General features: G+C 49.2%; 14 protein-coding genes and 1 pseudogene. 7 read left to right on the top strand and 8 right to left on the bottom strand.

Annotation, left to right across the window (positions count from 1 at the left end; genetic code table 11):
• Nucleotides 1-136 precede the first annotated feature (136 nt).
• Nucleotides 137-1057, bottom strand: coding sequence for a hypothetical protein (locus ACR1R9_RS24795; RefSeq protein WP_076290606.1), 921 nt, complete (start codon nt 1055-1057; stop codon nt 137-139).
• Nucleotides 1058-1273: 216 nt separating this feature from the next.
• On the opposite strand from ACR1R9_RS24795, the gene ACR1R9_RS24790 reads away from it, so the two are divergent.
• From ACR1R9_RS24790 to ACR1R9_RS24770, 5 genes and pseudogenes are all read left to right on the top strand, one after another.
• Complete coding sequence (locus ACR1R9_RS24790; protein WP_326064199.1) at nt 1274-1687, top strand: GNAT family N-acetyltransferase; 414 nt, start codon at nt 1274-1276, stop codon at nt 1685-1687.
• A gap of 218 nt (nt 1688-1905) precedes the next feature.
• A complete protein-coding gene (locus ACR1R9_RS24785; protein ID WP_310854384.1) occupies nt 1906-2283 on the top strand; it encodes a hypothetical protein in 378 nt (125 codons plus the stop codon).
• Nucleotides 2264-3544, top strand: a complete 1281-nt coding sequence (locus ACR1R9_RS24780; RefSeq protein WP_310854385.1) for an MFS transporter — start codon at nt 2264-2266, stop codon at nt 3542-3544. The genes ACR1R9_RS24785 and ACR1R9_RS24780 overlap by 20 nt, the downstream gene beginning before the upstream one ends.
• Nucleotides 3545-3868: 324 nt before the next feature.
• Entirely contained in the window at nt 3869-4501 is a 633-nt protein-coding gene (locus ACR1R9_RS24775; protein ID WP_076290604.1) for an NAD(P)-dependent oxidoreductase, read from the top strand.
• A 65-nt stretch (nt 4502-4566) separates the two neighbouring features.
• Nucleotides 4567-6223: pseudogene (locus tag ACR1R9_RS24770) on the top strand (NAD(P)H-hydrate dehydratase).
• Between the two features lie 444 nt (nt 6224-6667).
• Here ACR1R9_RS24770 and ACR1R9_RS24765 read toward each other — a convergent pair.
• The 4 genes from ACR1R9_RS24765 to ACR1R9_RS24750 all read right to left on the bottom strand — a co-directional run bounded on the left by ACR1R9_RS24765 (nt 6668) and on the right by ACR1R9_RS24750 (nt 12491).
• Nucleotides 6668-8320, bottom strand: coding sequence for a methyl-accepting chemotaxis protein (locus ACR1R9_RS24765; RefSeq protein ID WP_076290602.1), 1653 nt, complete (start codon nt 8318-8320; stop codon nt 6668-6670).
• A gap of 27 nt (nt 8321-8347) precedes the next feature.
• On the bottom strand, nt 8348-9355 hold the full coding sequence (locus ACR1R9_RS24760) for a BMP family ABC transporter substrate-binding protein (protein WP_083679017.1): 1008 nt from the start codon (nt 9353-9355) through the stop codon (nt 8348-8350).
• A 421-nt stretch (nt 9356-9776) separates the two neighbouring features.
• Complete coding sequence (locus ACR1R9_RS24755) at nt 9777-11387, bottom strand: gamma-glutamyltransferase family protein (RefSeq protein WP_326064195.1); 1611 nt, start codon at nt 11385-11387, stop codon at nt 9777-9779.
• A gap of 204 nt (nt 11388-11591) precedes the next feature.
• On the bottom strand, nt 11592-12491 hold the full coding sequence (locus tag ACR1R9_RS24750) for a glucose 1-dehydrogenase (protein WP_076290600.1): 900 nt from the start codon (nt 12489-12491) through the stop codon (nt 11592-11594).
• Between the two features lie 168 nt (nt 12492-12659).
• Between ACR1R9_RS24750 and fosB the strand changes: the two genes are divergently transcribed.
• Nucleotides 12660-13079 carry a metallothiol transferase FosB gene (gene fosB, locus ACR1R9_RS24745; protein ID WP_099858607.1) on the top strand — a complete coding sequence of 140 codons (420 nt, stop codon included), beginning with the start codon at nt 12660-12662 and terminating at the stop codon, nt 13077-13079.
• A gap of 129 nt (nt 13080-13208) precedes the next feature.
• Nucleotides 13209-15020 (top strand): S9 family peptidase, encoded by a 1812-nt coding sequence (locus ACR1R9_RS24740; protein WP_310854391.1) that lies wholly within the window; start codon nt 13209-13211, stop codon nt 15018-15020.
• Nucleotides 15021-15112: 92 nt separating this feature from the next.
• Here ACR1R9_RS24740 and ACR1R9_RS24735 read toward each other — a convergent pair whose 3' ends face one another.
• The 3 genes from ACR1R9_RS24735 to ACR1R9_RS24725 all read right to left on the bottom strand — a co-directional run bounded on the left by ACR1R9_RS24735 (nt 15113) and on the right by ACR1R9_RS24725 (nt 18381).
• On the bottom strand, nt 15113-16150 hold the full coding sequence (locus ACR1R9_RS24735; RefSeq protein ID WP_433922434.1) for a phosphotransferase family protein: 1038 nt from the start codon (nt 16148-16150) through the stop codon (nt 15113-15115).
• A gap of 17 nt (nt 16151-16167) precedes the next feature.
• On the bottom strand, nt 16168-17142 hold the full coding sequence (locus ACR1R9_RS24730) for an SMI1/KNR4 family protein (protein WP_433922435.1): 975 nt from the start codon (nt 17140-17142) through the stop codon (nt 16168-16170).
• A gap of 207 nt (nt 17143-17349) precedes the next feature.
• Nucleotides 17350-18381 (bottom strand): ribonucleotide-diphosphate reductase subunit beta, encoded by a 1032-nt coding sequence (locus ACR1R9_RS24725; protein WP_024632189.1) that lies wholly within the window; start codon nt 18379-18381, stop codon nt 17350-17352.
• Between the last annotated feature and the right edge of the window lie 350 nt (nt 18382-18731).

Below are 18731 nucleotides of genomic sequence, written 5' to 3'. Positions count from 1 at the left end.
TAATCCAGGATTGAATTAGGCATAATGCAAAAAATAGTAGAAACCAAAAAGAGAAGCCGCCGATTTTGCGGGCTTCTCTTTTTGGTGTTGAATGAACTGAGTCTGATGATGCAGGCAAACCAAGTTAAAAGAAGGTTTATTTTTCGGAAATGGCTCCAGATGTGCGTGGTTTATAGAGGTTTAGCTCCATATCCAAGTTCTCATCCTCATGTGCTTCTGCACTGCTATTCAATTCCTTATCCGAATCGGTGTGTCCCGCATAGGGGCGATCACTGCGAGAAGGCGTTCCTGTCAGGCTGAAGCCAGAGATGAACAGAATGAGTTGCAATCCTAATGCGTAGGGAGCAGCAGCCAGTCCAATCAGATGAAGTAGGGAGCACATGGCAATTAGCGTAACAAGTGCTCTGGTTACTGTGCCCGATGAACCCTGTCTTGGACTGGACCAGAGCAGATAACCATAGAACACCGTGATGATCAAAGAAACGAAGCGTATCCATGGCAAAGCATTGAACCAGGAATGCCAGAAAGGATACAACAGACCTTGTTGACGAAACACAAAATCAGCGATCAGGTACAGTACAGCCGCGACAGCGGCAGGTTCAGCAGCTGGACGAATGACATTCCAGATTGATTTTCCCCAATGGTCAGGATGTGCGTATCGATTCAATTCATCAGACAATGCTGCACTCTCTCGTTCCAGAGCCCTGTGCATCAATGCGAGACGAGCGGGATCAACATCGATGATACAGCTGCGGATCTGATCCTGAAGCTGTGGAGACAGATGCACTGCGGCTTTGCAGGATAGCATGGCCGTTAATAATTCATGATGTTCATGTTCCGTAAGGGCAATATTCCGATGTTCTTTGGCTGTGAGTTGTCCCAATAGGGTGGTACTTATGTATAATGTATCTCGTATCGCGTGCATTCGTCTGTCACGGCTTCGTCTGACCTCAGTTGCTGACCATATGTAGAGTCCAAGCAGCACAGCGATCATTCCGAGTAGTACCGCCACGAAGCCCGGATATGAGAATAGAGCAAGCATCCAGCGTTGAAGCACAATGGTTCCTCCTTTGCAAAAACTGTAGTGTAGCATGAAACACGGTTCACATAAGCTTTCTCTCACTATTACACAGGAATTGCGTGAATTCAAGCAGGAACAGTAGGAATTTACTGTTATAAGAAGGACCTGAGCACCCAAGCAAAGAAGATGTAACTTCCATGAATTTTAAATTCTGCACATAATCATAGGTTTAATAGGAAAGGAGCATGATCTATGGACCAGATCCACATTGAACATACACCGCCCTCAGCAGCAGAATACCTAGCGTTACGGAAAAGCGCAGGTCTTAGTGAGATGAGCAAGGAGGGGGCGGAGATTGGGCTGCCCAATAGTCTTTTTGCCGTATGTCTGCGTGAAGAAAATGAAATCGTAGGCATGGGCCGGGTCATCGGGGACGGAGGTTGCTTCTTTCAGGTGGTGGATATCGCCGTGCGCCCGGACCAGCAGGGAAGAGGATATGGCAAATTGATCATGAGCGAGATCATGAATTATTTGCGTGCACATGTGCCTGCTCGTGGCTTGGTAAGCCTGTTGGCTGATGTCCCTGCCGATCGTCTGTACGCTCAATTTGGCTTCACCTACACCAGTCCGAAATCGGAAGGTATGTGGTGGAGACAAGGGGAATAGGGCAGGAATAAAGCTGAATTAAGACTAGCTTTGTTCATATGAATTAGTCTACATAACTCTATTCTTAATTCTTGCAGTCCATTATTCAAACCTTTGGTTATCATCCAAAGGTTTTTTTGCTTTACATCCATTTATTTGCAAGTATAATGTAACTTAAATACAATTTACGATTTACAAATTACGATAATCGCATTAATTAAAGAATGGAGGATACGAGTTTGGATAACAACCAGCGGACTCAATTTAATCAAATGGTGGAACGATCCATAGAGCAGGCAAGCAGAAACCTTTCGGGAACCAAGGGGGTTGTCTCCGTGAGATTAAGTCAGGAAGAGATTGATATTATTGATCAACTTGTATTTCTTGAACTGGCAAAGAACCGATCTGATGCAACGGCTATGTTAATCAGAGAAGGGATTCGGACTCATCAATCGTTATTGGACGAGATTCAGGAGTATACGGCAGAGCTTGAGCGAGTAAAGGCCAAAATACAACAGTCCATTCGTAATTCAGGTTTGTTGACACGTCTGCAAAGTGAAATTGGAAGTGAGATTGAGGGGAAAGGAGAAGGAGTGAATGGACCAGACGGAAAATGAAATCCATAACGACAGTTACGGATCGGTTCTGCGCCTTCCATCCTTTTGTGTACTTCTTGCAGGCAGAGTGATATCAGGCGCAGGTCAGATTTTATTTTCCATGGCTACGATGTGGTATATTCTTCAACTGACCGAGTCAGCACTCGCGGCAGCGCTGATCCCTTTGTTGCCATACTTGATCTATGCTTTTTTGGGTATACCACTGGCTACAATTAGTGATCGGTTGCCCAAAAAGCAGCTCTTGATCTGGACAGATATACTTAGAGCGTTCGTGGCCTGTATATTGGCGCTTTTATTCATGAGTGGTCAGATGGTACCGTGGCATATCTATGCTGCCAATCTGCTCATCGCCATTTTTGGATTTTTGTTCAATCCGGCAACTCAGACCGTCATCCCCGCAATACTGCCCGACCCATCGAAGCAGTTGGCACCAGCCAATGCACTTCTAAACGCATCTTCCAAAACAATTGAATTGCTTGGATATGCTGTAGGTGGCATATTGGTAGCGTTCATCTCAGTCCAGTCAATCCTTTTCATCTATGCACTTACCTTTCTGCTATCTGCTCTCTCCATTGTCTTTATTCATATTCCGGTGACCAAAGTGGTCAAACAAAAGGGGATTTCTGGATTCATGAAGGATAGTTTGCAAGGAATTACCTTTTTGTTTTCGCATAAAATACTAGCCAGCTGCATCATTTTTGGTGCAATTATCAACTTTGCTGGTGCACCTCTTCATATTTTCACTCCGATTTTTGCTGATATGGTTCTTCATGCCGGACCACAAGGGTACGGTCTTCTCCAATCGGCCTTTGCTGCTGGCAGTATTGCTGGCTCCTTGCTCAGCGGGAAATATACCAAACGGCTTTCTCTTGCCCGATGGTTCCTGATCAGTTACCTCATCTCAGGTGCAAGTTTGTTACTCATGCCTATGTTTCCTAATCTGTATATCGCCATCGCCTGTTCATTCTTGTTAATGCTGGGGCTTGCCCTCGTAAATGTACCTCTGGTTACCTCTATCCTTCTATCGACACCGGAAGAAAAGAGGGGGCGTGTCATGAACAGTATGGGAGTCTTAATGAGTGGTGTCAGTAATCCGCTTGGGTTATTGCTCGGAGGCTGGTTTATTGAAACGTATAATCCATCCTGGGTGTACATGGGGATAGGTGTATTTGTTATTGTGATGGGGCTGGGGAGCATTTTTGTTAGGCCTTTTCGAGAGGAGCAGGGGCAGCATTCCAAACAGCAAGTGTCATCCATTTAGCCTATGAGCAGATTATCGTCCTTTTTGGAAATAGTACTGTATGGAAGCTGCTATGAAGCTTATTTTGCATAACTGGTGGCGGGTAGGCTGGAACTTCATAATATTAAAGATTTAGATCATGAAGTTTATTCAGAACGGTTCTGGGCTTACTTATTTTAATAAGGCATGTATATGAGAACGGTGAGGTGAGCTAGCTACATGGTTTACAAGTGAGCACAGACGGTTTAAGATGGCGTGAGCCGTTTAAGGTATATAACAATGGGATTAAGTATTAAAATAACGGTAAGTTGACAAGATGATATCTACTGAAAAGAGGGATTTGATATGAAAGTTGCCATTTTTGGAGCAACCGGAGCGATTGGAAAGACGATACTGTGGGAGTTAATGGACCGTGGACATGAGGTAACGGCGATTGTTCGTGATCCTTCGAAGGTGGAGATGGAGCATGAGCGTTTGCGTGTGGTACAGGGGGATTTGCTTAACCCAGACCAGGTTGCCGATTTTACAGCAGGACAGGAAGCTGTTGTGAGTGCCTATGGACCGAAGTTTGGTGCGGAGGAAGAGATGCTGGAAGTTACACGTTCATTAATTGAGGGTGTTCGCCGTGCAAAAGCAGGACGTTTGGTTGTTGTTGGCGGAGCAGGAAGCTTGCTTACGGATTCTGGAGAAATGCTGATGGACACACCAGGATTCCCTGAAGAAGTTAAACCACTGGCGAAGGCTCATGTCGATGCGTATAACCTGATCGAGGCATCGGATATTAACTGGACTTACATGAGTCCTGCGGCTACGATCACAACAGGAAGACGGACAGGCCTATTCCGGGTTGGTATGAATCGTGTGATTACAGATGATCTTGGAGAGAGTTCGATTTCCGTTGGTGATTTTGCAGCGGCATTGGTGGATGAGCTGGACGATCCGCAATTTATTCAATCCCGCTTTACAGTAGGTTATTAAGAGTTGTAGGTAAGCTAGCAATATTTCTGTGAATTTCCGAAGAGACCCCCGGGGAGGGATGCGCGTTGTTTATCGTAACCGTTGAACAGATGAGAGCTGTGGATGAGCATACGATTCACAAGCTTGGCATTCCTGCTGCCAGTTTGATGGAAAATGCAGGAAGATTCATCGCCGAGGAAGTTATCCGGCTGTGCCGGGAAGACGATGCTAACCGCCGTTCGGAGCAGCATGGCTGCTGGAACAAAAACGGAAAGCGGGCGCACACCGGGCCGGGGGACCGGCCTGTTCATGGTGGCGACATCATCGCCGATCCGGCGCTCGTGATGGAGCAGCCCGGCGATCAGCAGTGGTACATGCTGATCGGCAAGGGTAATAATGGCGGCGACGGGCTGGTTGCGGCGCGCCATTTGGTTGAAGCGGGGCTCGGCGTGACTTTGGTTTACGCAGATGCGCCTGATGCGTTGCGGGGCGAAGCCGCAGTGCAGCGGGATGCCGCCGCGCAGCTCGGCATCCCTGCTCTGGTCCACGGGCGCGAAGCCGTGGACTTCGGCCGGTGCACAGGCATCGTAGATGCGCTGCTGGGCACCGGCTCGCGTGGGGCGCCGCGTGGATCATACGCGGCGCTGATTGCGGCGGCGAACGACAGCGGCAAGCCGGTCGTGTCCGCCGATGTGCCAAGTGGGCTGAATGCCGACACCGGAGAGGTATATGAGCCCTGTATTCAAGCCCGGGTGACCGTATGTCTCGCGCTGCTTAAGCGCGGGTTGGTGCAGTACCCGGGCGCATCTGCGGCGGGGCGCATCGTGGTGCGCTCCATCGGCATTCCCGCGCGGCTTGCGCCGGAGCATGGCCCCTCGGTCCGTCTGCTGACGGAAGAGGTGCTGCGCAGTGCGCTGCGCGTGGACACGGGCCGTCTCCGGGCACCGGACGGCCACAAGGGCACCTACGGCCACGTGCTGCTGGCCGCAGGCAGTCTGCCGATGAGCGGCGCAGGCTTGCTCTCGGCCAAAGCCGCGCTGCGCGCTGGCTGCGGGCTCGCCACATGGGCGCTGCCCGCGGCACTGCTGCCGCATGTCATCGGCACCGTGCCCGAGCTCATGCTTGCTGCCGCCGCAGATGGCGACAGCGGCGAGTGGAACGCGGCTTCCGCAGACGCTGTGCTGCGTCTCGCGGAAAGCCGCGACGTGCTCGCGACCGGCCCGGGCCTCGGCCGCTTCAAAGGCGACACAGACTGGCTGCGCCGTCTGTGGCAACATTCGGATCGCCCGCTCGTCATCGACGCGGACGCCCTCAACATGCTGGCAGACGCTGGCCCAACAGGGCCTCGCGACTGGGGCAAACGAAGTGCGGCGACTATCCTGACGCCGCACCCCGGGGAGATGGGCCGACTGCTGGGCATGTCGACCCCCGAAGTGCAGCGTGACCGAATCGAACACGCTGCACGGTACGCCCGCGAGCAGGGCGTGACCCTGGTGCTCAAGGGAGCACGAAACGCCATCCGGCGAGGCGTATATCAACACCACGGGGCACGCCGGCATGGCAACCGGCGGTGCAGGAGACGTATTGACCGGCATCATCGCCGGTCTTCTCGCCCAAGGGCTCAGCGCGGAGCAGGCTGCAGCCTTTGGCGTGTTCCTCCACGGCCAGGCAGGGGAGAGAGCCGCGCTGCTGCGCGGTGATCCGGCATCCCTGCTCGCCGGGGATATCATGGATGCACTATAAATTAAGGGTATGATTGGTGCCGACTCTTGGTACGTACATTCGTTACTTCATAAGCTGCATGCCTCTGCACACAGCACAAAGATATAAACCACTCATAACATAAAGCAAGGGATGTCCCATAGTCATAAACATGACGAGGACATCCCTTTTTAGTGGTATTAACTTTTAACGAATCAAACACACGCTATGAGCTGCATTTTCCATTAATCTGCGCTTTAACGAATCCCAGCGACGTGATTTCACTGACCGGCAGGTTCTGGCCTAAGTTTGTACCAGTATAACGAGAATAACGTGACTGAAGTTCGTTAATCTGTGCATTCAACCCAAATCCTCCAATTCAGGTGTGGTCGATTCGTTAGAATGGATTAGCGCTTCGACCCGAGAAAGGAAGTCCCTTCCAACCTTTGGTACAGCCGCTTCCCTTTATTCTTTTATCATGGTTAACTACAACCGGAACCGTAAAAGTTCCTGATGCATCTCTGCACTGATATCCCGCAGGGTTTTCACCTTAGTGCTTGCTTCGGCGAACGAACGTTGCTGTTCGGCCGTTGAAGCTGTAATTTCCTCACTGCTTGCGGCAGATTGTTCCGTAATGGCACTTATACTTTCAATCGCCTGCTGAACCTGTGCGCTAAGTTCACTGGACTGCTGCATGTCTTCCGTAAGCTGGTTAATGCTTGTGCTGATTCGCTCTACACTGTGACGAATGCCGGAGAAGGATTCACCGGTTTTTCCGGTGGCCTGCTCCTGTTCTGCAAAGAGCTGAATGCTCTGTGTCACAGAGTTTTTCACTTTACCCATAGCTGCTGTGATTTCGCCGACAGCCCCAAAGATATGCTGTACCGATTGCTCCGATTGCTCGGCCAGTTTCTTCACTTCCCCTGCGACGACAGCAAAGCCGCGTCCGGCTTCACCTGCACGTGCCGCTTCGATGGAGGCGTTCAGAGACAGAAGGGTTGTCTGTGTAGCGATGCTTGATACATAAGCAGTCATCGTTGCGATCCGGGAGGCACTCTCCTCCAATTCCTGGACAGTCTTTTCTACCTCAGACATGGCAATCCGGTTTACTTCAGCCAGTCGAAGCTGTTCCTGTACGGCAATGTGTCCCTCCTGCACAGAAGTCAAAACTTCGTTACCATAGATGGCCGATTGTGAAGTTGCCTGAAGGTTGCTTTCAAACATATGCTGCATCTTGTCCACGACCATTACCGTGTCACTTAGATCCTCAGCAATTTTCTGACTGCCGATCGATAGCTCTTCGGTTGTTCTGGATACTTGCTGCACAATGGCCTGCACGGTATCATTACCGCGGTCAATGTCCTGCGCCATCCCATCAACACGGTTTCCTGCGGCACCAATGGATTGAATGATACTGCGTATGTTCCCAGTCATAAGACGGAAGGAGCGGTTTAAGTCATCCAGTTCATCCTTGCCTCGTGTCTCCGGAAGCTGCTGCGTAAGATCGCCGTTCGCAATTTGTCCTGCGGCTTCCTTTAAGGTGCGGATGCGTCTCGCCAATTTGCGTGAAGTGTACATATTGAACAGCAGAACAGCGACAAGCAGGATGATGGCTCCGGCTAGAGCAATCTGCCAGGTCCGCTGAATATCTTGTTCAAGATCTACTGTATATTGGTCATATCGATCCCGGGTCACCTCATCCAGCATATAAATATCATTTTGTATGCCTTTGACCCGTGAGCTGAAACGTTTGGCGTCCGAACTGTTCATGGCTGTGATGGCTTCGGTGGCGCCCGTGTCCAGAGCCGTTAATTTGGTTTGGATCGATTGAATCAGACGAAGCTGTTCATCCGTTTCCAGCAAGCCTTCTGTGAGCTGCTTTACCATGGTTTTACCTTCATTCAGCAAGCGTGCTACATTATCCTGATTGCCAGCTGTCATGGAGAACGAGTACACATCGAGCGCCTGCTCGGTCTGTATCTGGTTAGCGTTCAGCTCCGTGACCTTCAGCATGGCAGGCACCAGATTTTGATTTTTGGCATTCATGTTTAGCAATTGAATAATGATATAGGCTACAAGCAAAAGGCATAACAGCAACGATACTATAGCATTCAATATCAGCTTTCCCTGCAATTTCATAAGCGTGCCTCCATATTAGCAATTGGTTTATTGATCTAGGGTAATTTTGGTTTTGCCGGAAGCGATCTGTGCTTTCAAATCTTCGAATGTTTGCTCTTGTTCGTCCGTGAGTGTGATGTTATGTAGGGCGGTTAAACCTACGCCGTTTTCTGCCAGACCATAGAACATTTCTTTTTCGGGAAATGAATGTTGGTTCTGAATGAACGTATTAATGGCGTTATGAAGAGAGACATCTACATTTTTGAGCATGGAAGTGAGTATTGCTTTTTCTGCTAAAAAGAACTGATCCTGGTCCACGCCAATAGCGTATTTACCCAATCGCTGAATCTCCGAAATTGAGCCTATGCCTGTCAGTCCAGCAGCAACGTAAATGACATCAACACGCTGTTCCTGAATCATCTGCGCCGCGAGCTTTCCTCCAAGATCTGGATTGCCGAAATCCCCAGCGTATACGACATGGACTGTGGCATCCGGATTGGCTGCTTTTACACCTTGCTCAAAACCTTGCTGGAAATCGTGAAGCACCGGAATATCCATTCCACCCAAGAAACCTACATGGTCATCGTTTGTTGCAAAGCCAGCAATGATACCTGCAAGATAGCTGCCTTCTTCTGCTTTGAAGGACATGGAGGTCACATTGGGGAGATCGGAATGTCCGTCAATGATGAGAAAGTGCTGATCGGGATACTTCTGAGCAACCTTCTCCAGATCGGTTTTTATCGTGTCGCTTAGACCAATAATCAGATCAACTTTATCCTTCGCAAATTGCTCAAAAGCTGCTTCGGATGTCAAATCCTTTCCCGGTTCCTTGTAATCAAAAACAATACTGTTCTCGTTTCTTGCCTGTACCAATCCCTCAAAAGATGCGTCACTGAAAGAATGATCACCTAGCCCGACATCCGTAAGAACGATTCCGACTTTGGTTCGCTGATCTGCGGGGGACACCTTATCGGTTGCCGAACATGCTCCCAGCATCAGAACAACCAGAACCATCATCATGGTGAACCCGAATTTGATTTTCCATTGTGTTTTCATGTGCGTATGCCCTCTTTTCTATAAGATGGAGATGACGTGTGAGGTGAGCAATTCCTCTATATGTATATCGGACGGCAGCAGAGTCTCCATAATGGGTAAGGATGAAAATTTACGAAACTCATTGGAATTCCAATGAAACCCATAAATTATACATAGAATTTACATTTGAAGAGGCATGAATTCTATACAGAACCTGTACTACGTCTTGCTGGTCAACGGGAAAAAAGACAAAAAAAGGGTAAAGAAGAGACCGATTAGATCTCTTCTTTACCCTTTCCTTGAAACCAAACGAATGATGAATGACTACATATCATGAATCAATACATTCATATATATGAATAGTTTTCCCGATTCCCGCAGCATATGCAATACTCCTGAGCGTAGGGTTCCCGCTCTCATTCAGCTGCACTTGCAGCGCGTATTACCACGCTGCTACTGAGCCATCTGCCCGGCTTTCCGTGCCGCCGCACAATACGCCGTTGTCCGGGTTGCGCCAGATGATCTGGCCTCGTCCAAACATCGACGGATCGAGGGCGTTCTGTATATCATGCCCTTTGCGGGCAAGTGCTTGTGCAATATGCTGAGGGAATCCGGGCTCAACCAGGATCGTTTTGCCTTTGGTCCACTGCCAGCGCGGAGAATCGAGCGCAGCCTGTGGATTGAGGTGGAAGTCCACCGTATTCATGACGACCTGCACATGACCCTGGGGCTGCATGAAACCGCCCATGACCCCGAATGGTCCGACCGCTTCATCACCGCGTGTAAGGAAACCCGGAATGATTGTATGAAATGTCCGTTTGCCCGGCTCCAGTGCGTTGGCGTGATTGGGATCAAGCGAGAAATTATGTCCCCGGTTTTGCAGGGCAATGCCTGTGCCTGGCACAACCAGCCCTGAGCCGAAGCCCATATAGTTGCTCTGAATGAAGGAAACCATGTTGCCCTCACCATCTGCCGTTGCAAGATACACCGTTCCGCTTGCCCTTGGGTCGCCTGCTTCAGGCGGAAGTGCCATATCACCAATGAGCTTGCGCCGTTCGTCTGCATACGCTTCGGATAATAATTCCTGCACCGTTACGCCCATCTTGCGTTCCTCGGTAATGTATTTCTCCCCATCGGCAAACGCAAGCTTCATGGCTTCCAGCTGCCTGTGGTATGCCAGGACGGATTCCTTTTCTTCAAAATCAAAGCCCTTCAGCAGATTGAGCGCAGCCAGAGCAATCAGCCCCTGACCGTTCGGTGGGATCTCCCACACGTCATATCCGCGATAGGAGACCGAGATCGGATCAACCCATTCAGGCTGGAATGCAGCCAGATCTTCTTTGGTCAGGTAACCTCCGTGTTCTGCCATAAAAGAGTGAATACGCTCCGCGAGTTCGCCTTCATAGAAGTCTCGCGCGTCGCTCTCGCCAATCCGGCGCAGTGTAGACGCATGATCCGGCGAACGCCACATCTCGCCCACGGCCGGAACACGCCCGCCTGGGGCAAACGTCTCAAACCATGCACGCCCTGCTTCCGCATCGCCCTGGCGTGCATATATGTCGGCTGCCCGTGCCCAATGGCGGGCCAGCCCCGGCGCAAGCGGGTAACCTTCTTCCGCGTAGCGGACAGCCGGTTCCAGCGCTTCCGCCAGCGTGAGCCGTCCGAATCGGCGGCTCAGCTCAGCCCAACCCGCCGGTGCGCCAGGCACCGTCACCGGGATGACCCCCAGCTTCGGCATCTCCGAATGGCCTGCCGCTTTGATCGCCTCAATCGATATACCTTGAGGCGCAGGCCCACTGGCATTCAGGCCATGCAGCTTGCCCTCGGTCCAGACGAGGGCAAAGGCATCGCCCCCAATGCCATTAGACGTTGGCTCCAGCACGGTGAGCGCAGCAGCGGTGGCGATAGCGGCATCAATGGCGTTGCCGCCCTTTTTTAACACGTCCAGACCCGCTTGTGCAGCCAAAGGCTGTGAAGTGGCGACCATGCCTTGTTTGGCATAAACGGGCACGCGATAAGACGGATACGGTTGGTAGAGTGGATCGTAGTTCATCAGGTTGTTCAGCTCCTTGTCGCAAGATGTCAGGTTCCGGCTCGCCGGATCAATTACTCCTAACCCTCTTCGGAACAGGTAACGTGATCTCCTGCTGCCAACGCGAAATCAAACCTAACATAACCCGTGAACGGGGATGATACAGTTGCATTCATTTCAGTGCCATTATATCTTTCTCAAAGATTTAAGGTGTTCTCCAGATGACTAGGTCGTTACCATGTCGCCGCCATTGACATGAATGCATTCACCAGTGACATAGGAGGAGTCGCGGGAAGCGAGATAAACGTAGGCAGCCGCAAGTTCATAAGGTTGGCCTGCCCGGCCCATCGGCGTCTCGGTTCCAAATACCTGCACGTCTTCAGCGGAGAAGCTGGATGGAATGAGTGGTGTCCATATGGGTCCCGGAGCCACGCAATTCACCCGGATTCCTTCGGATGCGAGTGATTTGGCGAGTACCCGTGTCAGAGAAACCACAGCCCCTTTGGTGGAGGAGTAATCAATCAGCTGCACGTTACCTTTATAGGCCGTAATGGAAGCTGTATTAATAATGGAAGCACCCTTACACAGATGTGGGAGAGCCGCCTGAATAAGAAAGAAATAGGCAAACACATTCGTCTGGAACGTATGGTACAGCTGTTCTTCCGTAATATCGACAATGCTTGGCTGTACATACTGCACGCCATGATTGTTTACAAGGACATCGATCTTTCCGAAGGTTTCCATGGTCGTACGGATGACAGCCTCGCAGTTTTTCTTCAACCGCAGATCAATCTCGATTAACAGACACCGTTGTCCGAGCTCTTCAATGCGTTCACGTGTCCTTTCGGCGTCGGTCCGTTCATATAGATAAGCGATGGTGATATCTGCACCTTCCTTGGCAAAAGCAATAGCTGCCGCTCTGCCGATTCCACTGTCACCACCGGTAATAATCGCAACCTTGCCTTTCAGCTTGCAGCTGCCAATATAAGCAGGATCTTCGCTGATCGGTTCAGGCACCATCAGGGTTTCCAGACCAGGCTGCTGGTCCTGATGCTGGGGTGGGAAAGCCAGATTTTGTGGCTTGCACACCGTTTTCTCACCGTAAAAAGGATAGACAGGATTCATTCGATTTACATCCTCCTCGCACATTCATTCATACGCCTAAACTATGCATTCGCCCAGAAGAAGGTGCGCAAGGAGGAAGAAGGGCATTTGTTTTTGGTGCAAAATATACCATAATAAGGATGTAGCTATTACAACAGTTCATTAAAATGTGGAGGTGTCAGGAGCCCAATGAATATTCAGGGGATTAATCATCTGTGCTTTTCCGTATCCAATCTGGAACGGTCCATTACCTTTTATGAGCAGGCTCTCGGTGCCCGTATTCAGGTGAAAGGCCGGAAGCTGGCATATTTCGAACTTGCCGGACTATGGATCGCTTTGAATCAGGAAGATGTCATTCGCAACTATACGGAACGAACGTATACACATATTGCATTTACCGTAAAAGAAGATGAATTCGACGAGTCTGTACAGCAGCTGCGAGCAGCCGGGGCTCACATTCTTCCCGGAAGACCACGCGATCCGAAGGATGCATTATCCATTTATTTTACCGATCCCGATGGTCATCTGTTCGAGCTACATACCGGAAATATGAAGCAGAGACTTGACTATTACCGTGAGGATAAACCCCATATGACCTTTTATACGTAATCGAATGAGCTGAAATGGAAAAAAAATGACATATCTATTGTGCAAACAATGGATGTACATATAATATGGACAAATAAACCCTTAATTTACCACTGTTTGATACTTCGTTCATACTCAAGGAGGTTTGTCATGATTCAGTTTCCCAAACCGGATGTGGAACAATATTTCCAGACGTATCGGATTTCCCATTTTGCCGTATCAGCCGACGAGAAACGTTTGTTTTTTGACAGCAATCTGAATGGACAGCCCAATATCTGGGCGATGGATCTGCCGGGTGGCTACCCGTATCCTTTGACGTATTTGAATCAGAGCAGCCAGTTTATCAAACCAGACCCGGAAGGACGTCATATTCTCACGGCGTTTGATCGGGATGGCGATGAGAATTATCATCTGTATGCCCTTCAACCGGAAGGTGGGGTCCCATTTCCTGTTGTGCCGGCAGAGCCCGATGATCGTTGTTATTTCTCCTATTTGTCCGAGGATGGACAGCGTCTTTATTATATGACAAGCAGGGATAACCCGAGCTATCTCAATTCACGCCGAATTAACCTTGAAACGGGAGAGGATGAGCTTCTGCATCAGGGGGAAGAGGTGACAAGCAATCTGGCTGCTGTGAGTCCGGATGAACAAGCCTACGTAATCCTGAATGTATATTCCAATACCTACCAGACAGCATACGTGTACCGGAACGGTGAGTCAGAATCCATTATTCCGGTCTCTGAGCGGCAGAGTCAGGTCTCATATGTTCTGTTTGCAGACCATAATCGGCTGCTGATGATCACCAATGATAACGAGCCGTACACCTATGTGGCTGAATATCGGTTGGATACTCATGAATTTCGTCCGCTGTGCAAAGTGGAGGGAGAAGACGTGGATATCATCCGCTGGCACAAGGATTCCGAGACGTTATACTTCTGGACGTTTACAGGTCCCGAGAATCGGATGTACGCGCTGGACAAAGGCTCTGAGCAGCCTCGACGTGTAGACATGCCGCTCGATACGGTGGAGGATGTGACAGTCACCAAAGCTGGAAATGTGTATATCTTGGGGCGTGGAGCTATCCAGCCGCATAATATCTATCGGTTGATGGCAGGTAATGAGTCCTGGGAACCACTGACTGCGAATCGGGTAACAGGGCTTGATCCGAGCGATCTTGTCTACCCGGATGTCATTCGATATAACTCCTACGATGGACTGGAGATCGAGGCGCTTTTTTTCAAAGCAAAACCGGAACAGGCTAATGGTTACACGGTATTTTGGCCGCATGGCGGGCCACAGGCATCGGAAGCAAAATTCTTTCGTCCGATGTTCCAAATGATGCTGGCTCAGGGCTATCATATTTTTGCTCCGAACTTCCGGGGAAGCACTGGATATGGCGCCGAGTTTGGCAAAATGGTTGAGAGGGATTGGGGTGAGGGCCCAAGGCTAGATTGTGTTGCCGGTATAAACTGGCTGTTTGACGAGGGCATCTCATCACCGGATCGGCTGTTCGTGGTGGGGGGCAGTTACGGCGGGTATATGACCTTGCTGCTGGCAGGACGTCATCCGGAATTATTCCGCGCTGCGGTTGATATTTTTGGACCAAGCAACCTGTTTACCTTCCTGGAATCCGTACCGGAAGACTGGAAACCGATGATGGACAACTGGCTGGGTGATCCGGTCCGTGACCGCGAACGCTTAACGAAGGATTCTCCGATTACGTATCTTGACCAGATGGTGAACCCGATGCTGGTCATTCAAGGTGCCAATGATCCAAGGGTCGTGAAGGCGGAATCCGATCAGATCGTGGCCGCGTTGCAGGGGAAAGGGGTAGACGTGGAATACATCGTTCTGGATGATGAGGGTCATGGCTTCTCCAGAAAAACGAATGAGATTCTCGTTTATCGGCGGATGCTGGAGTTTTTGCAGAAACATCAAGAAGTGCCGATTGCACAACCTTAATTCATAGGATCGTATCCGATTTAAATATATGATAGTTTGAGAAAACCGCCAGGAGTGAGTACATCTCATCCTTCTGGCGGTTTTTTGTTGTGCTAATCCAGCAAAGCAATTACCGAATCCATGTACTGCTCCGCCCAATCTGCAAAAGGCATATCCGCTGCCCAGGTCACTCGGCCTGTTGCTTTGCATTCACCCCATAACAAAATACGCTGATAGAGCAGATGCACCCTAAGACGTGTGGCAAAGTGCTGGTATCGCTCCGTATCCGCTGCGCATACAACCTCCCGGTAACCGTGAAGGAATCGTTTGGCAAGTTCGGGTTGACCTTCGCGTACATACATGGCTGTCATTTTGGTTAGGTCAGCTGTGCCATCTCCAAAATAGGCCGTTGTAAAATCAAACAGACCACTAATCTCCCAGTCCGAAGTAAGGCTATCATCATTCCTCTGAATCACAAAGTTCTCGACCTTAAAATCACCCATCACAAATCCAGGAACAGGCATGGATTGAAATGCAGATTCAGCGTTTTTTAATTGCTCGTCCACCCACTGTGTATCCTCGTCTGTTATCATGGAGTACTTTGCAGCATCTTGCAGCCAGTGATGGATTGTCCCATAGAGCCAGTCCAGATATTTGCCTGCAAAGGGAACGATCTGCTTTGCTACAGGATCATACTCTCCCGCATCAGGGACCTTCCAGCGGTGAAGTTCTGCTAACGACTGGGCAAGCATCGTAGCGATCTTTTCCTGATCCTCCAGTGAAAGTGAAGCCTGTAATGACGGATCATGCAGGTGCATTCCAGGTAATCGGGGCATGATGGCATAGCTCCAGCCCAATATATCGGTATCTTCATGTAATAAATATGGATCAGGTACAGGAATGTTGGTGTGAGTTCTCAGCTGTTCTACAAAGAATTGCTCTTCCTGAAGTTGTCCCGCATATAATGGGTTGCCTTTCAGAATATATTCTCCCTCTGAAGAGCGAATAAGAAGTGTCTGACCCATCACACCCTCATCGGTTCGCTTATAATCCATAAGCGTTCCCAGATTAAAATCATGAAGCGCCTTTTGCAAGGATACTCGCTCAATCTCACCAAGTTTATTGGAGCCAAAATAAATACGGGTTGTCATAAGCCCCTCCTGCGCTCTCAGTCTTCATCCTCTTCGTCAGATAGATCAAACGTATCAGCATCAACCAATCCGCGAATAAAAGCTTCAAAATTAGGCGCCAGATATGTAATCTCATAATCGTCTTCCTGATCCACATGTACCACAGCAGGTTCGCCTTCAGGGCCACAGAATCGATAATCCAGCATCACCACATCATGTCCGGCAGATGGACAATCACAGATCACAATACCGAGCTCAGGATATCCCCAATCTTCAATCATGAAACGACTTCCAAATTCTCCGCCCAGTGTATTGGACTTGTCCCGTGCAATGCCCATAATCCCCGTAATGGCGATATGGTCTTCGGCCCATGAAGTGGCTTCTTTGGTTGGGAAAACGGTGTGTGCGGGGATTCCGCCGTTCTGTGTGTTCATTAAATGGATATAGGAGGCAGGTAATTTGTAGCCTAGCTCCTGTTCCATGGTTTGGATCATCTCCTCGTCAAACGGTGGAGATACATAACTTTCCAACGCATATTCACTCTGTTCCCAGAATGAAACTGGATCGTAGGACCCGGAAGCGGCTCTAAGGTTGTTCAGCCTGCCACTGTGCTCTAACTCCAACAATATCTCTTGATGGCGCTGTCGATCCTGTTGCATTTTTTCTGCTTTGGGCCGTGTCCATTCGAGAAATTCGATAGTCGATTCGTCATGGGGCAAGAGCTCGTTTGCCATCTCAAAAGCTTTGAGTGCTTGCTCATACATTGCCATATGATAATAAGCGTAACCCAACCGGTACTGCCAGAGAGGGTCTCTTGCCCCCTGTTCATGGACGGATAGTAACTGTTGGACAGCCTCACGGTAACGTCCTTCATTGTTATACGCTCTGGAAAGTTGTCCAATTAACTCATAATCCCGCTCGGATTCGGGGATTTGTTGAATACGTTCAATAATGAGACGGAACTGGTCCTGTTCATGCCATTTGTTTAGTTGTTCCAGCAGTTCTCTTTCCATCACTATGCCTCATTTCAATAGGGGAATGTGAACCTTTTTCCATTATATCTTACAAACTTGCAGGATGGATGGGTACAGTATCCTATCCAGTCGTATAGAAAAAACACTCCCACAAGCAGAAAGCCATCAAGACATTTCAATAAGGGGAGTGTTGTGCATTTTTTATTAGATTGCGTTCATTAAATTAAGCTTACTGTATCAATCAACTTACAGATCGTCGAATCCGTTATCGTCGCCGACTTTGCCGTAGTTACGGGATTTGGCTTCGAAGAAGTCTGTTTTCGTAGCATTCAGTGCTTCGTCGGAGAAAGGTTTGATCCAAGGCATGCAGTTTACATCCACGCCTTCGTATGCTTTTTCCATTCCCATCAGACGCAAGCGTTTGTTAGCAATGTACTTGATGTAGTCTTCCAACTCGTTCAGGTCAATCCCGCGTACGTTGCTGAGAGTGTAGTGCGCCCAGTTGGTTTCGAGTTCAACGGCACGGTTGATTGTTTTGTACACATAGTCCATGTTCTCTGGTGTGTTCAGTTCAGGGAAGTCTACCAGCAGCTGTTTGTACACTTCAGCGAAGAAGTAGCAGTGTTGGTTCTCGTCGCGCTGAATATAAGAGATCATTTGGCTGGTTGCCATCATCTTCTGGTCACGGGCCAGGTTGTAGAAGAAGGCAAATGTACTATAGAAGAAGATACCTTCAAGTACCAGATCGGCTACCATGGCTTGGAAGAACGTCTGTGGAGACGGGTTATCCCGGAAGGTTTGGTAGATGTCGGCGATGAACCGGTTACGGTCAAGCAACACCGGATCATGTTTCCAGTATTCAAAGATTTCCTTTTGCTCCCGATCGGATACGATGGAGGACAGGACGTAAGAGTACGATTGGTTGTGTACAACTTCCTGTTGTCCGATGATTGCCGAGATCGCTTCCAGTGAAGAATCCGTGAAATAACGTTTCACGTCACCTACAAACATCGTTTGCATGGAGTCTAACACAGCGAGCAGGGAGATGTTGACTTTGAATGTACGCTGTTCTTCCGGGTCCAATTGGGCAAATTGGGAAGCATCCTTGGACATAGGAATTTCATCCGCGATCCAGTGGTTGAGCAGCAGTACTTTGTACAGTTTGTACATATGAGGCATACGAATATCGTTCCAGTTCAGAATGCCTGAGCATTCCCCTTCAATGATACGGGTAGACTGGTTAGGCGCTTCGGTATTGAAAATTTTCTGCAATTGCATAATCCGTTCACTCCTTGAATGAATTTACACTGTATAACTACGATGACAGAACAACCTTCCGATCGCTGTTATCCCCTGATTTTTTTGATTCCCTCTTTTATAAGGGAAAATCCGGTGATAAAGGCGAAGCGTATGCTTCCGATGCAGCTTTCTTTCAGAAAGCTTTTAGCTCCGCTTCTTCAGCTTTGTTCTGTCCTCTTCGTTATCGTGTAATCATTAATTCTTTTATATATTAGGGTTGTATAATGTGGCATCTATATCAACATCTCATGATGTTGTGATCGTGTTTTGGGCAAAAAAGTACCAGGGCAACGCCATTTTGCATTCAAAACAGGATGCCCTGGTAGTCA

It is taken from the genome of Paenibacillus taichungensis, assembly GCF_050994985.1.
GTDB classification, from domain to species: Bacteria; Bacillota; Bacilli; order Paenibacillales; family Paenibacillaceae; genus Paenibacillus; species Paenibacillus taichungensis.
This window is presented reverse-complemented; position numbering and strand designations above follow the sequence as displayed.